Annotated in this window: 14 protein-coding genes and 1 pseudogene; 3 read left to right on the top strand and 12 right to left on the bottom strand. The window is 62.8% G+C overall.

Annotated features, from left to right (window positions below; genetic code table 11):
* Positions 1-152: 152 nt before the first annotated feature.
* Together mobF and ACFULV_RS16640 are read right to left on the bottom strand one after the other, a co-directional pair.
* Entirely contained in the window at positions 153-6044 is a 5892-nt protein-coding gene (gene mobF, locus ACFULV_RS16645) for a MobF family relaxase (protein WP_378657418.1), read from the bottom strand.
* A gap of 332 nt (positions 6045-6376) precedes the next feature.
* Positions 6377-7771 carry a hypothetical protein gene (locus tag ACFULV_RS16640; protein WP_378657555.1) on the bottom strand — a complete coding sequence of 465 codons (1395 nt, stop codon included), beginning with the start codon at positions 7769-7771 and terminating at the stop codon, positions 6377-6379.
* A gap of 1 nt (position 7772) precedes the next feature.
* Here ACFULV_RS16640 and ACFULV_RS16635 point away from each other — a divergent pair, with 1 nt between their 5' ends.
* The gene (locus ACFULV_RS16635) at positions 7773-8609 is read left to right on the top strand and encodes a hypothetical protein (RefSeq protein ID WP_378657553.1); all 837 of its coding nucleotides are present in this window, start codon (positions 7773-7775) and stop codon (positions 8607-8609) included.
* Positions 8610-8633: 24 nt separating this feature from the next.
* Here ACFULV_RS16635 and ACFULV_RS16630 read toward each other — a convergent pair.
* The 5 genes and pseudogenes from ACFULV_RS16630 to ACFULV_RS16610 all read right to left on the bottom strand — a co-directional run.
* Positions 8634-8888 (bottom strand): annotated as a pseudogene (locus tag ACFULV_RS16630) (ParB/RepB/Spo0J family partition protein); the annotation flags it as partial.
* Between the two features lie 179 nt (positions 8889-9067).
* The gene (locus ACFULV_RS16625; protein ID WP_378657415.1) at positions 9068-9283 is read right to left on the bottom strand and encodes a hypothetical protein; all 216 of its coding nucleotides are present in this window, start codon (positions 9281-9283) and stop codon (positions 9068-9070) included.
* 107 nt (positions 9284-9390) lie between these two features.
* Entirely contained in the window at positions 9391-10629 is a 1239-nt protein-coding gene (locus ACFULV_RS16620; RefSeq protein ID WP_378657412.1) for a hypothetical protein, read from the bottom strand.
* Between the two features lie 206 nt (positions 10630-10835).
* Positions 10836-11114 (bottom strand): hypothetical protein, encoded by a 279-nt coding sequence (locus tag ACFULV_RS16615; RefSeq protein WP_378657410.1) that lies wholly within the window; start codon positions 11112-11114, stop codon positions 10836-10838.
* Positions 11115-11226: 112 nt separating this feature from the next.
* Positions 11227-11844, bottom strand: a complete 618-nt coding sequence (locus tag ACFULV_RS16610) for a hypothetical protein (RefSeq protein ID WP_378657407.1) — start codon at positions 11842-11844, stop codon at positions 11227-11229.
* Between the two features lie 402 nt (positions 11845-12246).
* Between ACFULV_RS16610 and ACFULV_RS16605 the strand changes: the two genes are divergently transcribed.
* On the top strand, positions 12247-13404 hold the full coding sequence (locus tag ACFULV_RS16605) for a hypothetical protein (RefSeq protein ID WP_378657404.1): 1158 nt from the start codon (positions 12247-12249) through the stop codon (positions 13402-13404).
* Between the two features lie 224 nt (positions 13405-13628).
* Here the strand turns inward: ACFULV_RS16605 and ACFULV_RS16600 are convergent, their stop codons facing one another.
* Positions 13629-14648: a hypothetical protein gene (locus tag ACFULV_RS16600; RefSeq protein ID WP_378657401.1), complete on the bottom strand. Its 1020-nt coding sequence runs from the start codon at positions 14646-14648 to the stop codon at positions 13629-13631.
* Positions 14649-14834: 186 nt separating this feature from the next.
* Here ACFULV_RS16600 and ACFULV_RS16595 point away from each other — a divergent pair, with 186 nt between their 5' ends.
* Entirely contained in the window at positions 14835-15197 is a 363-nt protein-coding gene (locus ACFULV_RS16595) for a hypothetical protein (RefSeq protein ID WP_378657399.1), read from the top strand.
* 403 nt (positions 15198-15600) lie between these two features.
* On the opposite strand, the gene ACFULV_RS16590 is transcribed toward ACFULV_RS16595, so the two are convergent.
* The 4 genes from ACFULV_RS16590 to ACFULV_RS16575 form a co-directional block, all read right to left on the bottom strand.
* Positions 15601-15723, bottom strand: a complete 123-nt coding sequence (locus tag ACFULV_RS16590) for a hypothetical protein (RefSeq protein WP_378657396.1) — start codon at positions 15721-15723, stop codon at positions 15601-15603.
* Positions 15724-15737: 14 nt separating this feature from the next.
* A complete protein-coding gene (locus ACFULV_RS16585; RefSeq protein ID WP_378657393.1) occupies positions 15738-16307 on the bottom strand; it encodes an RNA ligase family protein in 570 nt (189 codons plus the stop codon).
* A gap of 101 nt (positions 16308-16408) precedes the next feature.
* Complete coding sequence (locus ACFULV_RS16580; protein ID WP_378657390.1) at positions 16409-16918, bottom strand: hypothetical protein; 510 nt, start codon at positions 16916-16918, stop codon at positions 16409-16411.
* Positions 16915-18297 carry a DUF3696 domain-containing protein gene (locus ACFULV_RS16575; RefSeq protein WP_378657387.1) on the bottom strand — a complete coding sequence of 461 codons (1383 nt, stop codon included), beginning with the start codon at positions 18295-18297 and terminating at the stop codon, positions 16915-16917. The genes ACFULV_RS16580 and ACFULV_RS16575 overlap by 4 nt, the downstream gene beginning before the upstream one ends.
* Positions 18298-18894 lie beyond the last annotated feature (597 nt).

Below are 18894 nucleotides of genomic sequence, written 5' to 3'. Positions count from 1 at the left end.
GCAGGAGTACGAGCCCGATACGCCAGGCTATGACGCTCCAGGCTCGATACTCAGCGCTTCCGCAGGTCGACCACTGTGGATAGCGAACGTATACCCTTGCGGTTTTCGGCACACACGAATGTCAATAGGTCCGGTCCTGTCAGATCGGTCGCCTATAGACCCAGGTCTGTTCGGCGAACCTGCTGGTTTATCTCCAGATCGAGATACGACTCGGGGCCGAAATCCTCGGCCGTCAGTGTGAATTCGAGGCGTGCATGCTCCTCCTGATGCCGTTGCAAGGACGTCAGTGCTTGTCGTCTCTGGTGTTCTGCACGGTGGTCGGCGAGCTCGGAGCTGATGGTCTGTTGTAGTGCTACGACAGCTGCGTCACGTACTGCATCGTCGTGGTCGGTGGCTCGGGCCTGATCGGCGAGGCGGCGGTGTTCGTCTTCGATTGCGATGTGTTCGGCACGGGCTGCCAGTTCGTTGGCGGTGAGGTTGGCTGCGCGTGCGGCGGCACGGGCGTGTTGGTGTGCTTCGGTGTGCTGGCGATATTCACCGGTCAAGGTGTTGATGTGTTCTTGCAGAGTCTTGCGCTGGCGGCGCCGTGTCACCGACAGCGCATCGATTTCCTCGCGCGCGCTGTCGCGCGCGACCGAAGTGGCGTGAAGTCGACGGATGGCAGTGTCGAGTTCATCGGCGTACTGCCGGGCGGTTAGTTGTGCGCGTTCGGCGGCGCGCTGGTGCTCGGCTACGGCCGGATCGGGTTGGACGTCGACTTCATCGTGTCGGGTGGGTGCGAAGAAGTCGGCCTCGGTGGCGATGTTCCCGAGTCGTTGATGCAGGCCTTCGATGGCCTGGGTGAGTTCGTGATCGGTGAGTCGCTGCAGCGAATTGAGCACTGGTGGTGGTTGTTCGGTGAGCGGGTTGTCGCGAAGCCACTGCTCGATGATGGCGCGTCGGGTCGGGTCGAGGGCCCGCCAGTCTCGGCGCAGCATTTCTAATGCGGTGGGTGCAGAGCGTGTTTCGGTGATGTGGGTGCATCGTGCCGTGATGTGGTCGGCGGGGTCGTGGTCGGGAATTCCCGGTCGGTCGTTGTCGCGGCAGGAGTGGCACAGGCCGTCATCGGAATGTCGCGGCGGCACAGGGATACTCGCGTTGCGGGAGCGTTCGATGCTGCAGTCGACACACGCAAGTCCCGCGACGGTGGGCATCGCGGCCAGGTCGTAGTCGATCGGGAACCCGACGTCCGCTGTTCGAAGTCGGTCGGCCGTCCCTCCTGCAGGGCTGTCGGGCGATTCCGCGTCAGCGAGATAGGTGTCGAAGGCGTCGTTGCCGGCGGCCTGGATCGGGTCGAACACCGTTGGTGTGAGGGTGGGGTCGGTGTTCTCTCGATGGTCGTAGACGGGGCGGGATCGTTCACGACCCGGGCCGGTGTCGCGGTGGAAGGTGTGTGGATCGGTCGTTGGTGTGCACGCTCGGATCAGCCCACGATGGTGCGGTAATTGGTCTGCGGCCCAGTGAAGTCGAGCCTGTGCCACCGGGAAGCTGTACCGGTACAAGGTGTCCGCGACAGCAGTCAATACGCCGCGCTCTTCCTCGGACAATGCGCCACTGAAGCGGCGGAAGGTATCGACTGCTTCGGTGACCCGCCCCGCTGCGAACAGTCGTGCAATGTCCTCGATCTCGGACGTCGTGTCGCCCCGGGTGGGTTTGTCGGTGTGGTCCGACCCGGTGGGCTCGTCCGTGCTGGGAGGCTGGCGCTTCTCGGCGGCGTCAGTCGCCGGTGGCTGTTCGTAATCGGCAGTAGTTGTGCCTGTTTCGGAGACGGTTGGTGTGGCCGGCTGGGGTGTTGCAGCGTGGTGGTGGAGGGCGTCGATGCGCCAGGCCAGCGCGGCGGCGAGCTGGTCGGGACGCAGCGGTGCAGCGTCGTCGGGTTGGGCGCCTTGCAGGAGTTCGTAGGCGGCACTGAGCAGATCGTGTGAGGACCAGGTGCTGGTAGCGCGTTCGACAGCGGCGACGACGCGTGGCCATGCCGGTTCGGTGGTGAGCTGTTCGGCTATGGCCGTGCCGAGGACTGCTTCGAGGTCGGGTAGCCACTCGGGCCGGAGGAGGTCGGTTCCGGTGGTGTCGAGAGCGGACGGCTCGAGTTCCAGGCACGTCCACAGTGCCGCGGCGGGCATCTCATCGGGCAGCGGGTGGTGTGCGGCGGCATCGGTGAGCAGGGTGGCGATGTCGAGCCCGGCGCGGTCTGCGAGGTCGATCTTGTCGGCCACCGTTGGCCAGTAGGAGTCGGTGGTGATACGGGGATCGATGCGGTCGACGACCTCGGCCCACCTGTTGCGTGGAAGCGTTGGATCGCCGTAGGCGTCGATGACGCGGTGCTCGAGGCGCTGTTGGTGGTGGCGTTCGAGGTCGGTGTCGCGGGGTGGTCCGGTGGGTCGGGTATCGGTGTCGGGGACGTGCAGTCCGGCTCGCCACACCGCAAGCTCGCCGAGCAACGCTGGGTCGGTGCCCAGAAGCGGTCGTGCCCACGCGGGTGCGGTGCCCGGTGTCCAGCGTTGTGCGGTATCGCGGATCTGTGCGGCGAGATCGACCACGATCTTTTCGCGTGCCCGAACGGGTTCGGCGACAACACGATCAACTATCTGGTCAGGAAGTCCAGGAGTCCACGCCAACGGACCGGTGCCTGCGGAATGAGCACCGGTCGGGTCCAGGCGCCAGTCCAGAACCGCGGCAAGATCATCAGCAGTATCGAGTTCCCGTGTGCCCGCTGCGGCACGGAGCGCGGCGACGGGATCGGCGCCAGTGAGCGCGATCAGAGCGAGGTGCTGGCGCAGGATCGGGTAGGCGGGACTGTCGGTCAGGTTCAGGTGGACGGTGTCGGCGGCGTGGTCGAGGGCTTCGAGTCGGGCAGGGCCGAGTGCGTGTTCGGCGGTCAGGCCGAGGGTGTCGAGGTAGATATCGACCGCTCGCCCGATCCGCAAGGCGGGGTCGAGGGCATCGCGCAGAGTGGTGTGCGCGGACTTCTGCGCTCCATCGCGAGCCATCACACGGTGCAGGACCTCGACTGCGGTGCGCGGGTAGGTGGCGGGTTCGGTGTAGATCGCGCCCTCGGCACCGTCGAGCGCGGTGACGATGTAGGCATGGTTGGCGTGGATCCCGCGGGTCATCGCGACATACAACTGTTGTCGGGATTCGCGTCCGGACAACGCGACATGGCAGGCATCGGCGGTGATTCCCTGCGCGGAATCGATCGTCGACGCGTACCCGAGACGCACATGTGCGCGCACATACTCGACCGGAAGCCGCACCGTTTGGTCGCTGTCGGTGCCACGGTGGCGGTGCGAAACGGTCAGCGAACCGTCGTTGTGGACGTCGTTGACGGTCCAGGAATAGCCGTTGCGAACCCAGTCGCGCTCGCCGAAACGCAGCTTCGGGTTGTTTCGTCGCGTGCGCACTATGTCACCGACCGAGGCGAGAAGACCGTCGGCAAGCACCACTTCTGGACCCGGTTGGGCGCCGGTTCGAGCGAGTCGGTCCGCGCGGGCGCGGGCATTGAGTGCCGTCACCACCTCGTGCTTGGGCGCCAACATGACCGCGTCGCGACCCGCGAGATCGTCGGCGGACCATGCTTGGTAGGTGTCGTCGTAAACCGATCCGGTGTGCCCGGCGTGGATGCGGTCGTTGTCCAGATACCACGCCAGCGCGGCGGGGTCGCCCTCGCGCAGTCCGATCGAGGCGGTCGCCTCGGCGGTGGAGGAGAACCGGACGACGTGGGACAGGGTGAGCGTTTGTTCGGGCGAGACGGCGTTCATGTCGGCGTCGGCGCCCCCGGCTTCGATCGCCGGCAGCTGCTTGTCGTCGCCGATGCAGCGCACCGTCGCTCCACGTCCGGACAGGAACTGCAGCAGTTGTAGGCGTTTGGTGTTGCCGAGTTTGACGTGCTCGTCGACGATCACCAACGTTCGGTCGTCGATGTCGAGGACCCATTGCGGTAACGACGGCGGATAATCACCTGCGATGATCGGACCGTTCGGGCTCGGGGCGTGGCGGTTGATGACGTCGAGGAGTTTGTCGACGGTCTCAGCGCGGGTGCCGATCGACTCCCCGAGGACAGCGGCCGCAGCTGCGGTGGGGGCCATACCGAGCACGGTTCCGCCATCGGAATGCCATGCGGTGGTGAGGACTTGCATCGCTGTGGTCTTGCCGGTCCCGGCGGGGGCGTTGGCGGTGTGGACACGCAGCCCGGAGGTGGCGAAGGAGGAGATGACACCGATCTGGCCGGCGTTGAGCGGACGATCCGGGTGCTCGGTGTTGTAGTGGGCGACCGCTTTGCCCACCAGCTCCGCGTTCAGGACGCGGGCGCCGAGTTCGACCGACAGCTCGATCAACGCTGCTTCGACTTCCAAGGTGGATTCGGTGGTGTAGATCTGGGAGTTCGCACGAACATGGACAGCGGTGGTGTCGCTGCGACGCAACCACATCGGTACAGCCCGCAATGCCGGTTGTTCAGTGAGGTCGGGGTCACCGCGTGCAACTGCAGACGGCGGTGACAGTGCCTCGGCCACAACCCTGTCGGGAATCCAGTTCCAGTCGGCGGACGCGATTCGGCCGCGGAGTTGTCGTTCGACCTCGGCGCGGAGGTTGAAGATCCCCCAGGTCGAACGCCGGGCCGATACGCCGACCAGTGCACGTTCGGCAGCCGCGGTGATGAACGCGGCATCGGGATCCGGGCGTGGTGTCGCAGGGACCGACATCGTCCGGGCCACGATGTCTTCGACGCCGTCACGGCCTCCGAATAGTTGATGGGCATGTGCTGACCAGGTGGCGCGTTGCTCGGCGAGTGAGGTCGAGAGGTGTTTGGTCGGGCGGGTTTCCAGCGTCGCGCGGTCGGAGAGGTCGTAGATCTCTTTCGGGGATGGTTCACGCCCGAAGGTTGTCTGGAATGCTGCGGTGAGCTTGTCGAGGCGGGCGACGATCGCGGCGCCTCGCTGTGACCATGCTTCGATGAGTTCCAGGGGTATGCCGACGATTTCACGGATCGGGACTTGTTCGGAAGTGCGGCCGGGCCGGGCTTCGAACTGCAGATCGAGGTCGGTTTCGAGGTGGTGCTCGATACGGGAGTCGAAGATTTCCGACGCGGTGACGACGGCTTCGTAGAGGGTTTTGGAGTCGATGGTGCGCCATTTGCCGTCGAGGGCGCGGACGCGGTTGGCGATCAGGATGTGAGTGTGGAGGTCGGGATCGCCTGCGCGGCTGTCACGGTGGGTGAATCCGGCGGCGACGATCCCGTCGACGTCGACCTGCCGGATCCCGTTGCGGCCCAAGCGAGTGAACATCGCGTTGTTCTCCAACCAGCTCAATGCATCCTCGATCGCGTGCCGGTGCGCGGCCTCGATCCGGTGCGAAATCTCGGGTGAAGCGAGCGCCCACAGGACTGAGACGCTCTTGACGGGGCTGAAGGTGATGTCGAAACCGGCGACGGCGGAGTGTTTCGGGCGTGAGTTCTTCGCGACCCATCCCGACAATTCGCGGGCATTCAACGGTGAGCGGTTGTACTCGGCCGTGAACATTTCTGTCGCGACTTGTGTGCGGATTCGTGCGCGTTCGTCGTCGGGGATTGCGGTAGTGGGTGGGAGGTTCTGTTCGGAATTGTGTGCACGAAAGGCATCGGAGCACTGTTGCCGGTACTGGGACTGAGCTTCGTAGACGGCGAATTTGTTGCCCAGTTTCGATGCTTTCTCCGCGGCTCGGGTGGCTTCGCGGTCGTTGGCACCGAGGGCGATCTGGTGCGCGTAGACCCGGTCTTCGATCTGTTCGGCGTTCGGGTGGATGCCCAGACCGAACAGCGATTTCATCTGCGACTCAGTCACTTCCGCACCCGGTTCGATGCCGAGCGCGGTCAGGCCGCTGCCCTGCCATCGTCCGGGTGCTTCGCCGTGGGCGGAGTAGTAGTCGGCTAGTGAAGAGCGGCCACGTGCTGTGGTGTCGTTGGCGGCGATATTGCGTACGTAATAGTGGTATCCGTTGCCTGCGGTGACTCGGTGAATTGTTGCGACCATGCCTCCAGTTGTCGCCGAGAAAATAAGCTCTGGCAAGGGTGGAGTTTCGCTGTGGGAAGTATTGGGAAATGTTGAGAATCGTTGGGGGGCAGCGTAATCAGATTGTTACTCCGCGATGTCAGACGTTTGCATTGAAATTGGGGCGATGAGAAAGGAAGTTGTGGGAGGTTGCGGAGGCGAAGGTGCGTCGAGGGATTTCGTGAGAGCGGAGCGAGTAAGAGCGCAGGGAACGGCACAGTGAGGTTGCGGGCGATGGTGAGATCGGCTGGAGAGGTTGCGCGGCTGGGGCGCCAAACGGTATCCCAGCCGCGCGCCGAACAACGACGGGCCGGTCAGGCGGGAACGCGACGCTCCCGGGGTGCGGGGACCTCGAGTTCGAGCCAGACACGGCACACGGTGCAGAATCCGTCGTCGTGGATGGGCTTGTATTCGGTGCACCCTTCGCACCGGGCCTGACGCAGGCCGGGCGGCAGGACACGCTCGCGACGGCGGCGCGGAGGCACTGGCGCTGTCGCGGTATCGGACTGTTGTTCGGCGGCGGCCGGTTCCGGAGCACCGGGCAACTCTGGGTGTTCGAGCAGGAACCCATCGATGGTGGCGGTGAGCCACTCGGGTGCGCGACGCCGAACTTCAGCAAGGAGCCCGCACGCAGCGTCCGGGTAGTGCTCGGCGAAGAACCGGCAGTACGCCGTCGCCAAATCTGTGAACGTGAACCCGGCCGCCAGTGCGGGTAGCCCGGGACGGTTGTCGCTGCGGCAGTAGTCGCACAGTCCGTCGTCGCTGCGGAAGGTGTTTTCGCGGGTATGAATCGGATGGCGGTCGGTGTGGGAGCGTTCGACGAAGCAGGACACACACCGCCACCCCAAGGTGGGCGCCATGGCGTTGTGGAAGTCGTCGAGACCGTTGCCTTGGAACAGGAAAGTGTCGCGGCGGTCGGCCCGGCCGTGTAGTCCGGTGCGCTGCGCTGCCCAGGCGATGGAGTCTTCCTGTGATGTAGTCGCTTTCCCTGCGACGGCGTGGGCGTGGTCGCGTTGATCGGCAACGTAGAGGCAGTATTCGTGATCCCAGATCGCGGCGGCGAGGTCGGCAGGGCGTGGCGGCAACTCGCCGGGGCGGCGCGGTGTCCAACCTCGGGGAGCGCGGTTACCGATGACGATGCCGCGGGCAGCGAGTTCGGCGAGTCGACGACGCAGACGGCCTTGGTCGTCGACTTCGGTGTCGACGAACAGGTTCTCGCGGACGTAGTCAGCTACCTGCGACGGTTCGATTTCAGCCGGGCGCCGCTTCCCGCGGGCGAGGACGCGTGCGCGCACTTGGGTCGGGGTGAGGCGGGAAGCATCAATGCGGCGGGTTGCAGGTACAACCAGGCGCGAGGATGGGTTGCGCCACAGTCGGATCGACTGGCGTGGCATCTCGGCGGTCTGGAGCTGGGCGTGCAGTTTGGCGAACTCGTCGGCGACGATGGAGTTGTTGCGGCGCGCTCGGGCTTCGAGGATTCCAGCCAGGTCGGCGGCTTCGTGGCTGTGTAGGCCGGGGTCGGTGTCGGGCACCAACTCGAGCATCCGGAGCCGCTCGAGGTCGTCGGCGGTCTTGAACCGAGAGGTGAGCCGGCTCAGTGCGGCGTCGAGTGGAAAGAGGGTGAAGACCTCGACCATGTAGTCGAGAAGCTTCCAGTCCTGCTCGGTCGCCAACGCCAGCGCGGCGGGCAGCGCTTCGAGCGCTGCCACGGTGGTCGCGGTCGAGGGTGAGGAACGTAGCTCTGATCTCGGCGATCGCATCGATGAACAGATTCGTATCGGGCACGTCGATGGGTTCGGCATCGGGCACGTCGTTGATCAGGCGCAGACCCGCGGCGTCGAGTCGGTCGGCGGGCAGGAAGTAATCGGCCTGCCAGCGATCGTGTTGGGTGACTTCGCGAGCGTGGCGCAAACCGTCGGCGGGCTCGCGGTCGGGATCATGCTCGGTGTTCCAGTCGACAGTGGCCGCATCGACGATCGCACCGGTATCGCGCTCGACGGTCAACGGAGTGCTCGCCTGTTCGATCCACACCAACCAGCCCGCATCCGCCGCGAGGTGATCGACGTCGATCGTGTCACCGTTGACGTCGACCAGATCGTTCGCGTGGACCAGTACCGGGTCGGAACCACCGCAGTCCGGATAGTCATGCAGTACGCCGAATCCCGCCTCGGCCCAACGCAACACCGCGGTGAAGTAGGTCCGCCGTTCGGCGCGATCGTTGGCGATCAGTCGCGCTTCGTAGCTGAAGTACCCGCGGTCGATATCGAGCAGCTGCCGCACCGCGTCGGTGTCGCCCACATTTTCGTACTCGGCCAGGATCGCGGCCTGTTCGAAGTCGAGCTGGCCATCATCAACAGCTTTGCGGGCAGTAGCCGAGGCACCGATCTTGCCGGCCTGCTTGATCTCGTCGCGTTTGGTCTGCAGTGCTTTGCCGACGCGGGTAACCGACGCTCCGAGTTCAAGTGCGAGTGCGATTCCGGCAGCACGGTCACCGTCGGTAAGCGCGATCCGGCGATCGTTGACCGTGATCTGGGTCAGGATCCTTGAGATCTCGGCATCTTTCGCGGCGAGAGCCTCGTCGGGTTCGATCAACCAGACCGGGACCTGCTCGATCCCGACAGCCATCGCGGTCAAGGTACGGAGCTGCCCGTCACGGACTATCGCGGTGAGGTCTTCGGGGCGACCGTAGGCGGTGATCGGTGTCAGTACCCCGTGTTCGGCGATCGAGTCGGCGAGCTCGGGAAAGTCGTCGAGGTTGAACGTTTCGCGCACGTTGTTGTCGGTGATGAGAGTGTGCGGATCACGGAATACCGCGACTGCGTTCATGGGGCGGGCACCGTGCGCTGCGTTGTTGTCGGGTTCGAGACTTGTGAGATCGGTGGTGGTGTCGGGGGTCATCGAAAATCCTCCTGAATGGCGAGGAAGGCTGGCACCGACCGATTGCGCGGTGTCGGTGCCTGCCTTCGATGGCGAGCATGGTCTCGGTGCGGGACCGGTCGACGGTGTCAGTCCGCAGTCATGGCACGAGTGGTGACGTTGAGCGGGCGCAACCTGCGGGCGCCGTAGTGGTCGAGGTCGGAGTAGGCCCAGTGCTTGGCCTTCCAACCCGGATCGCTCCCGCGCCACTGCGCGACCGTGGTGGCTGTCAGGTCGGTCGCGGGGCCGGCGATACCGTGATGGACGGCCAGATCGAATTCGGGACGGGTCACCGAGTCGGTCATGGGAGAAACCTCCGAAAGGTCTTGAGCGTGGACAGATTCTGTGAGGTGCCCGCGGACGGATAGGAGACGAGCATTCGATTGGTCGGTGAAGAAGCGCGCCGGTGCGTTCACACGAGGGTCATGGCCCTGAGAGCGAGGTCATCGAGTGCGTCCGCGCGGTCGGGGTCGGGAATCGTCTGGGAGAAGCTGGTGACCGCATTGGCGATCCCCGCCGCGCTGAGCTGCCCGGCAGCGATGAAATGCGACAAGATCCCGGCGCGTTCGTCCTCGCTGAAACCCAACTTCCCCGCCAAGACCTCGATCGCCTTGTCCGGCTGACCCACCGGGGTTCCGGCGTGGCGTTCGAGTTCACCGACTTGCGCGGTGAGGAACTCCGGCGAGAGCCATTCGGTGACCTTGTCGCGGGTTTCGGCAGTGATCACCGCCAACCGCTTGCGGTAGGTGTCGTGCGACCAGGTGTCGACGGCGCCGATGTCGAGGCGGTCGCCGAGGTGGCGTTTGGTGTAAGCGAGCAACGGGATCGTCAGCCCGTTGCCGCAAATCTTCACTACTAGTTCGGGTTTCAACGTCACCGCGTGATGACCGACCTCGGAATTGGAGAAACGGAACCCCGCAAACACCACCGGCTCCCGCCCGGACCGATAGCCCTGACCATCACGAGCCGCCATCCGTCGTCCCCGGTCTAGATCGCCTGCGACTCTCCGCCGTTCGGCCTCGAGCTCAGGGTGGGCGAACGGGTTCCGATAGTTGCGCAGAAACGTCGGCGCCAACGCGGAGACCTTCGGCGAATACACCTTGCAGTGCATCGAGGACTCGCTCAAGTCCGCCGACCGCACCACGACCTCGGCATCGGCGGCTTTGATGCCGTCGAGGACCGCGGTCAGCACGTCGAGGTTGTCGATGATGCCGTACCGGTCTGACAGGAATGCCCGCAGTATTCCAGCTTCCCCGACCTTGCCGGAAGTGAACAGCCGCAGCAGAAACGACCGATCGTGACCCTCGGCCCGCAAGCGTGGATCGTCGTGGCCGTGCAACAGTCCGTTGACGTTCGCGTCGTAGAGATCGGTGCGTTGCTGCTCTCGCAGCCACTTCAGATAGCCGACCGGGATCTTGAGCTTGGTCGCCAACTGCGTGTCAGCGACCGCCGTGGGCAGGTAGGCCCCGTCGGCCAGGGTGACGCCACGCTCGTCGATCACCGGTGCGACACCGGACAACTCCAGAAAACCATCGCGTGCCCGCAACGATGAGCCGGGTACGACGACGTCGACCTTGGCGGCTTGCTGACGATTCAGCAATGTGACCAGCTCACCCAACTCGGCATGACGAACAGAGGAAGCCAACGACACGACAAACTCCTTCGGATTGACATGATTGGGGTCAGCGGCCGACCGGGCATCACCGACGCGGAATTCGTTGGTAGACAAAGAATGTGAGATTCGCGCCAGCTCGCATCCGCCGGGAGCGGCCAAAGGGCTGCGCGTGGCCGTAGCGGCGTGAGGAGCTGTCGACGACGTCGACCGCACCTAGGTCGCTGGTGGCGCGGGAAGTGAGGTCAGTCCCCGGGCGAGGAGGTCAACCAACGCGTCAGGGTCCGCAACTGCTGCCAGATATGGCCACGCTGGGTTTCACCACTGCCCTCGTATTCGCTGTTCCACAGATAACTCACCAAGATCTGGGCGGCGCTGACAACGTCATCGCCAGCAGCCAAGGGCATTTGCACCTCCGGCTCTGCGCCGATTTCAGAGTCAGCGGGAGTCAGCGCAGTAGCGCATAGATCCAGATCCGAAACAGCGGCGGTATCAGCCAGTTCAGGTGCACCGGCGTCCGTCATCGAGTTCCCTCCGAACTGCGACCTCGGTCTTTTCGAACCCGCGCATCGTCGCTGACCACCGAGCGCACTGAATCCAGCTAGCGCCGTGCCGGTCTGCGATTCAATGACGTCGTCATCGGTAAGACCAACCGTTGCCGTGGGGTTTCAGAATTCGCCGATTGCCACGTTCCCACGCAGCGGCGTTGGGGTCGTCAGCGAAGCGATGACCGTCTGCGTAGACGGTCACTGACAGTTGATGGGCGCGCACAAGCGCCTTGATCGCACTATTGAGACCAGCTCGATCGAGGATGTGGAACGCCACCGGCCCAATGGTCAACGCGACGAAGCTGATCGTGCGCCGCATCCCCAGGTGATACATCCGCTCCACCGACGCAGCCCCGGTCGGCGTATGCGTCCAGGTGATCGCGGCCAGAACCGCGACATCGGAGATCGGATCCTCCACCACCGGCATCGGCACCCGCTCGACCACACCGACCATCGCCTGACGCGCCAACCCGAACAACCCCAACATTCGTTGAACCTGCTCGGCCGCAGTGAAAGTCATCGCGACCCTCCCCCACCGCACCACAATCCGCGCATCAGCAGTACCAGCCCCGACGACATCGAGCGCGATCTGCTGTTCCCCGGCCAATACCGCAGTCACGATGGTCACCACACCGGCTTGCCGGTCCAACGGCGGCCGACGAACCTGAACAGCTGGAGTGATGACGGGCGATTTGGTGATGGCCATGGCCGGGTTCCGCTCTGGTCGGTGGACTCTGAAAAGTACGAGCACGCGCTGTTCGATTGGTTTGGTAGCGCACTTTGGCCGACCCGGCTGCGCCTGCCGCTCTGAGCTGAACAAGAGTGCAGAAGCTCATCCGATCTAGCCGACCGTCGACGCGTCGTGCCCGAGGCTGCCTGAGCCGGGACCGACTCACTGGCGCAGGTCCCGGGCCTCCAGCCCAACTGGACTCCCCAAGCTCACTGGAGAACTTGGGAGGTTCTGGCGCGAGGTCAAGCCGGTGATCTCGACCTGGACCTCGCACGGCGTTGCCGTCGCGTCATGGATCGATCAGGGCCAGAGATCTCAACGGCTGCAAGAGCTTCCACTCCGAAGGCCAGTGCCTTGACAGTGATATAGCATGCTCAAGTGCACTACGGGGACGCTGCAGGCAGCGGACAGTTCGGACTCCTTGACCTCAGTGTCGATCTCTCGGTGCCGGAGGTCTACTCAGGTACCGATTTCACTCTCTACCTACACGTCAAAAATCCATTCGCGTCCCGCATTTGGATTCGCTCGGTGGAACTGAGCCTCCCGACGCAACTAAAGTGGCGTCCCACTGCAAAGTTCAACGAGCAGGTCACCACCCAGAAGCGATGGTGGCGGCGGAGGCCGCTGACTAACGACGAGCGGCGGATCCGCGCGATCGAGCAGCGCATCGTCGATCTGATGTCGGAACGCAGCAAGCTCGGTTCGGGTAACGGCCGGAGAGAACGACGCATCAGTCGCGATCTTTCGGAGCAGTACGGGATGCTGCAGCGTCTGCAGCTCAAGGGTGCATCATGGATTGAGGCAAACGCGAACGCAGCGGTTCATATCGAGAACGCAGAGACCAGAGGTGGCGTAATCCTCAAAGCTGATCCTGGCTCGACGATCTACATTGGCAAGCTTAATGCTGGAAGCGATGTGCCAGAGCGTGTTCCGCTACAGGGTTCGCTGCCGTCGGGTGCGGCGCTTGAACCCGGGTGCACGGATGTCTGGACGATCAGACTAGGTAGCGGCTGGAGCCCGTTCTTCATACCGGCTCAGTATAAGTTGCAGATGACCGTTGTTTACAGTGCGACTCCGCCAAGATCCGAGATTTCAGGCAGTGGCCATACTGTCAATACCGACTCATCGAAATCCCAAGAGACCGACGATGTGGAAGGTCGTACAGGTCAACGGGGTGTGGAGGCCGGACACGGAAGTCTCTACTCCAACACGACCTCCTCCACTGTGCAGGTAAAGGCTGCACTGTGGGCCGTCATCGCGGGCGGGGTACTTGGCGGAGTTATTGGGTCGGCAGGGAGGTCGCTCCAAGACGCAACCTCCTTCGACGTTCTTTTCGGTGCGAGGCTCGGTGCGGCACTTGGCGCGCTGGTGCTTGCCGTGATCCTCAGCGGAGCTGGAATCGTCTTCGCCGCCCGAAAATCGAACGCGCAGGCGTTCATTTCAGTGGAGGACTTCTGGGGCGGGCTCCTTGTCGGCTTCCTCATCGGATATTCAGGGACAGCGGCCTTCAGCAATATCACCGGTGTTCCCACGTGACCGGGTTGATCACCGGACGCGCGCTCGCCGGTGGTGAGGGCATATCCAATCCTTGAGCTCCTGGGAGCGCGCCGGTCATGGGTGCGCAACAGCGTGCTCCCGATATTGCCCGCCACTACGCACTATTACGCGCTGAACTTTCCCTTTCGGCGCCCGGAGGCACCGCGAGCGAGGCACCTCGGTATGACATAAAACCAGAAGGCGCTGCCGCGAAAGCATATGCTCTACCAGAGTCTTTTCATTCTGCTAGGTAACGGAAAGGCGTCCTCGACTAGCGCCGCTGCCGCATTGATTGCGTTTTCGGAATCAGCAAGCGTTAGAGGGGTACCGCTTTGGTGCGTTGCGGCGTTCCTCACACTGATCAGGTCAGATTTCACGTCCACTTGTCGCGAATAACCGCTGGCAATCAACTTCTCCCACAATCGCCCGAGGGTTCCGTCTGTCAGATGCTTCCTGAGCTTTGGATTCAGCGTGACCGGGAGTAGATTATCGATTAAAATGGGCATCGCTATTTCTGCTGCTGCGCCCGCGTCAATCACAGCCCGCCGATGCTGACCGACAAAGGCTAGAGCTCTTGCATCTCGAATAAGTCGCCACGCAAAAGGTATGTCGGTGGACGCGGAGGCCAGTTCAAGGCATGAACGCATGATGTCGAGCGTAGCTGGCGGCGCCGGATCATAGTCCGAGATCTGCGTACGTTTGAACGAAACCAATGGTGAGGCATCCCAGGTCGGTGGCGCATGCAATATGAACTTCATTCCCTCGGGCGTCTCGGACGGTGCGAGCCACAACGTCGTCGTATTTGCTCGCCGCGCAGGATATCCGATCGGAGTCAACTTCTGGCCAGTCACGATCTCGACCCACGACCGAGCAAGGTCCAACCACCGATCGGCCTCGCCGTCAATCGCCCGAACCACTGACTCGAAGTCCGGGTCTGAAGTATCAATTTCCGCAGACACGACGACCCGATTCAGCCAAATCTCCAACGGCTGACCAGAATCGCCTGTCGCGGACAGGATCCCCCACTCATCCGGATTCTCCGTGCCGGTGATCGACTGTCCGTCGAGGGCAGCCACTCCAGCGGGAGCGGCGAGGACTGCCCCTGCATCAGCGCTTGTCAAAATCGGGAAGTGCACTGCCACTGGACAGCCCGAGATCACCGCTGGCTCTACCTGCTCAAGAACGTCAGCACCGCAGGTGATCCTCGGCTGCAAGTCGTTCCACCACTCGTACCGACGTGTCATGCCCCAAAACTACCCGAGGCGGCACCGGCGCCCATGCGCCGACGGCCGACTTCCACCATGCGCGGACCACTCGTCAGTAGTGACTATAGGTTCGGCGCTGAGTAGATCGGCGGGTCGCCCCGGTGATCGTGGCCAGCGCCGGTGCGCAACCACACCAGTCACCCCGGCCGAGAGTTTGATCCAATCATGTTGCGCGGCAACATCGACTTCGATCGCGCCGAAGAAGTTGCTGTTCGCGAGGTACGCCAGCTAGCGCGGGAAGAACCCGTAACGCCTTCTCTGGGCGTTCTTGGTGAACCTGATGTCAGCGGTTTGGTCATCCAACCCATCAGGCGGGTCAGTGTTTTCAAAGATGATCACCTGCCCGGTGCAGTGGTGTCCGAGATCTTCGTAGAACGCCCTGGCGATGTCATCCGACACTTCATCATCAGTGCCCGATGCGTTGCCGAAAGAGGGATAGTTGCGTTGCCCTTCGCGCAACTATCTCAGATAGCCGACCGAATTCTTGAGCTTGGTCGCCAATTGCGTGTCAGCGACCGCCGTAGGTAGATAATCACCCGGCGGTGAGGGCCTACCTCACCGGTGCGAGACCGGGCAGCTCTAGAAGACCATCGCGTGCCGGCAACGCCAAGCCGGGCACAACGATGTCGAGCTTGGCGGCTTGCTGACGATTCAGCTAGGCGACAAGATCACCCAACTCCGCATGACGAACAGAGGGAAGTCAACGTCTCCTTCGGATTGGCATGAAGGCGGACGAAGACCTGGCGTCGCCGACGCGAAATTCATTGGTGAACAGGGAATACTCTTCACGCCGCGACGGCCACGCGTAGCACCCGGACCGCTTCCGGCCGATGCGATCTGGCGTGAATCTTATAGTTGCGGCGCGTGTAGGTGCCGCGGTCGAATCGGGCGGGCGCCCGCCCTGAACTCCTTGCCGTTTGCGTTTGAAGATCTAATCAGCCCGTTCGGGGATGACGTCAGGGGACGATGGCGCCGCAGCAACTCCCGATTCGCCACCGAGGAGCAGGTACGCGTAGATCTCGGACTCGAAAACGTGCTCGTCGTGCTCCTGCACATTATCTCCTCGATCTATGCTGAGACCCGTAGGCGGTTCATCGTGTGCTGTTCCGTCATCCAGTGCTGTTCGATGTGTTGTACGAAATCCGGACGGACCAGCTTGGCACGCCGCTGCTGCTCGTCGGAAGTCTCCGAGCGAGCGACAATACCTTCCATCTGCTCGTGCCCCACGCGGCTCTGCCGCATCAGCCCCGTTAACTCGTCCAAGGTGAAGTTTCCGGCACCGAGGAAAGGGACGGTGTACAGGCCGACGTCGTCGGCGAGGGCGTTGCGCGTGTCCGGGTCCCAGAATCGTGCGGCCGACTTCTCGTAGACGTCGAACACCAGAAACCAGTCGGGCAGTAGGTCGTAGCTGACGGTGTGCGTGACTGCGCACCACTCTCCGAAGAGGATAAGCTCGTCACCGAGCGCGCTCGCGAGTCGCCGTCGGCGAGGTCCGATCCATGTGGACAGTCCGCGGAAGTGGCGGCCGCCGGGTTGGACGTAGCTGCCGCGTGCTTGAAACCGCAACCCGTCCACACCGACCGAGATACCGAGGTTCTGCCCGTCGACTTTCTCTTCCACATGCAACGGTCTTGCCACGAACTCAGCTCGTTCGCTTTCTTCCAGTACCTTGTCGTCGCGTACCTGGACGCTCCTTGGAGGGACAAGGTATGGGGTCGATGGGAAACGGACAAACTCGGTCACGGCGCGTCGTACCCGAATTTCGCACGATAGGCGGCCCGGATCGACGGCTCGTGGACGTACTCGACGATCACGCCGTGGCGGCGCAGCACCTCACCCCAATTGAGCCATTTGGTGTCGGCGGCCTGGAGGACTGGAGCGAGGGCGACCTTTGCTGTGGCGACGAACTTACGGTCCGATGGGTCGATTTCGTCGTCGTCAGCAGCCAGAACTGCGTAGCTGTTCTCCGTCGAGGTATGGGGTTCGATGTCGGGACGCATCGCTTCGTCCCACCCGTACCGATTATCGAAGACGTACCTAGCGAAAGCATCGCCCAGGGTGGGCTGTCCGCTGCGGCTGAGCTTGTGAAAATACTCCTCGACCATCTCACCCGCGTCATCGGTGACGACGGGAATCCCATTCTCGATGATATTTTCCAATATCTTTGCGCACTCATCAACGAGTTCGGTGGGATGGCCGTCAGGTAACTTGGTGATGAGCGGCACGTTGGTGTCGACTACTTTCGTCATGCGCGCAGACCTTGACGTCGGATTCGAGCGCTGCGCGACTGGGCGATCAGATCTTCCGCTGGATCTCCGAAGAAATCCTTCGGCCAGTTCTTCACCGTCCCGTACTCGTCAACGTCGAGCGCTTCAATGGTCGATCCCCGCTTGCCCGGGTTCACTGTGTAGCACCGCACATCAGCGGGATCTACCTGTTCCTCCGCGATTCGACGCAAGAGACGCCGCAGCAGATGTTCGGAATGGGACTCAATGATGAACTGTGTGTTGCGTGGTTTGCTGCCTTCGCGCGCCGAGATCGCGGCGAGAAACAGGTCTGCGAGCCCTGCCTGCACCGATGGGTGCAGGTGAATCTCCGGTTGTTCGACGACCACCGTCGATCCTGGGGCGGAGTAGAAAGCCTCCACGATCACCGGGAGTACCTGCGAGACGCCGAACCCGACATCGGTAAGCAGGACCTCTCTACTGCCACCCGGTGTGGTTACTCGGACTTCGTACTCGTCGCGGCCTTCCCCGATCGGGCTCACGGTGAACCTCTCGATGACCCCGAGTGTTCTCAACCATTCGGCGACCAGCACTTGCAGCGGCTTCGTCTTCTGCTTAGAGGCGAAATTGAACTTACGTGCTTGGCCCGCCAGAAGAGCGTCGATGGTGTGTTCTCCACTCCAACCGACATGGCTAACCTCTTCTCCGGACCACCGATATGTCCGACTGGGTTGCTCCCGGAGCGGCCCAAGGTAGTTAACAGCCAACAGTTGCTCCTCGAGGGCCAGGGTGAGATCCGCGGCAAAGTCGAGGAACTGATAGCGAGTCGGCAGATCTTCGGGAAACGCGTGGAACTGTGATGGAGCTGATACCGGCCACTTTCGCCCCATAGTTCTGATGAGTTCAATGCCTTCAGCCAGGACGGTGTAGCCTCCTCGGCTGGCAACCTCACTTCCCAACCGCAGTGTGTCGCCGGAGTCGCTGGAGGTGAGGCTGTACTCGTAGTGATCGACGCGCAGGCGTGGCGGTGAGTCGGCAGTCGCACTGACTGCTGCTCGGAATCCCATGTCGGTGCCGCGGAAGCTTGTGCCGGTCCGCCCATAGTCGACACTCAGCGGCCGGTTGCGACTCCAGTCGAGTTCAAAGGACAGGGGTTCATGGATGTTCCCGTTGCGCAGTAGGCTCGCGTACCCGCCGAGATCAACGGGTGTCCGGTCCCCTCCGGTGTGGAGGACCCGTCGACGGTCCGGCGACTCGATGGTCTGCCGAAGCATGAGCAGAAATTGATGCAGGCTCGACTTTCCCGATGAGTTGGCTCCGAACAGGATGGTCAGTGGAGCCAGTTCGACGTCGCCTGTGTCTTTCCATGCCTTGAAGTTCTTCAGCCGTAATCGGGTGAACACACCATTCCCTCCGTGTGCAAACATTTACATCCAGTGCCAGTCACCGAACTGGCATCCTGTCCATCGAGGCCCGCGCACACCGAACGGCAGGCCGTCGCTGCGGTGAGTGCCGAACCGCGCTCCCGGTGAGTTCGGTGAACCTCTCAGTCGCGGTAAGCAGACTACCAATTCTGGGTTGTCCGTCCGTAGAGGTAGACGGCTATGACCCGCTGTTTCGACGAGAGCCGGGGAGTTCACCTGTGATCTCAGCGAGCTGGAGGCTGACCATCGAACGCACTGGAATCTACTAGGACCTGGCTGGTAGGAGGCTCAATGGCGCCGTAATCGGTGGGTCCAACACAGTGCCGTCTGAGTCGGTCGTGACGATCTCTAGGAAAATTTGCCTGCTCCTCCATGGTGAGGTCGGTGAAGCCGCAGGTGATGGTGAACACTGTGCCACCAGGACCGACGTGAAAGTCGTCTTGGCTGACCCGGTAGTAGTCTGCCGCAGTGGTTAGCAGGCAGATTCGATGATCGCAGACTTCCCGCTGTCATTCTCGCCGACCAGGACGTTCGTGCCCCGATCGAGCTCTAGCTCCAAGCGATCGTCTTCGCCAT

The sequence above is a fragment of the Nocardia sp. NPDC057272 genome (assembly GCF_042668615.1).
Taxonomy (GTDB): domain Bacteria; phylum Actinomycetota; class Actinomycetes; order Mycobacteriales; family Mycobacteriaceae; genus Nocardia.
The sequence above is the reverse complement of the archived record's forward strand: the minus strand, read 5'-3'. Positions and strand labels throughout refer to the sequence as shown.

Excerpts from the sequence above, each read along its gene's own strand:
- mobF (WP_378657418.1), bottom strand. The coding sequence starts at position 6,044 with ATGGTCGCAACAATTCACCGAGTCACCGCAGGCAACGGATACCACTAT.
- ACFULV_RS16625 (WP_378657415.1), bottom strand. The coding sequence starts at position 9,283 with ATGACCGACTCGGTGACCCGTCCCGAATTCGATCTGGCCGTCCATCAC.
- ACFULV_RS16615 (WP_378657410.1), bottom strand. The coding sequence starts at position 11,114 with ATGACGGACGCCGGTGCACCTGAACTGGCTGATACCGCCGCTGTTTCG.
- ACFULV_RS16610 (WP_378657407.1), bottom strand. The coding sequence starts at position 11,844 with ATGGCCATCACCAAATCGCCCGTCATCACTCCAGCTGTTCAGGTTCGT.
- ACFULV_RS16600 (WP_378657401.1), bottom strand. The coding sequence starts at position 14,648 with ATGACACGTCGGTACGAGTGGTGGAACGACTTGCAGCCGAGGATCACC.
- ACFULV_RS16595 (WP_378657399.1), top strand. The coding sequence starts at position 14,835 with ATGTTGCGCGGCAACATCGACTTCGATCGCGCCGAAGAAGTTGCTGTT.
- ACFULV_RS16580 (WP_378657390.1), bottom strand. The coding sequence starts at position 16,918 with ATGACGAAAGTAGTCGACACCAACGTGCCGCTCATCACCAAGTTACCT.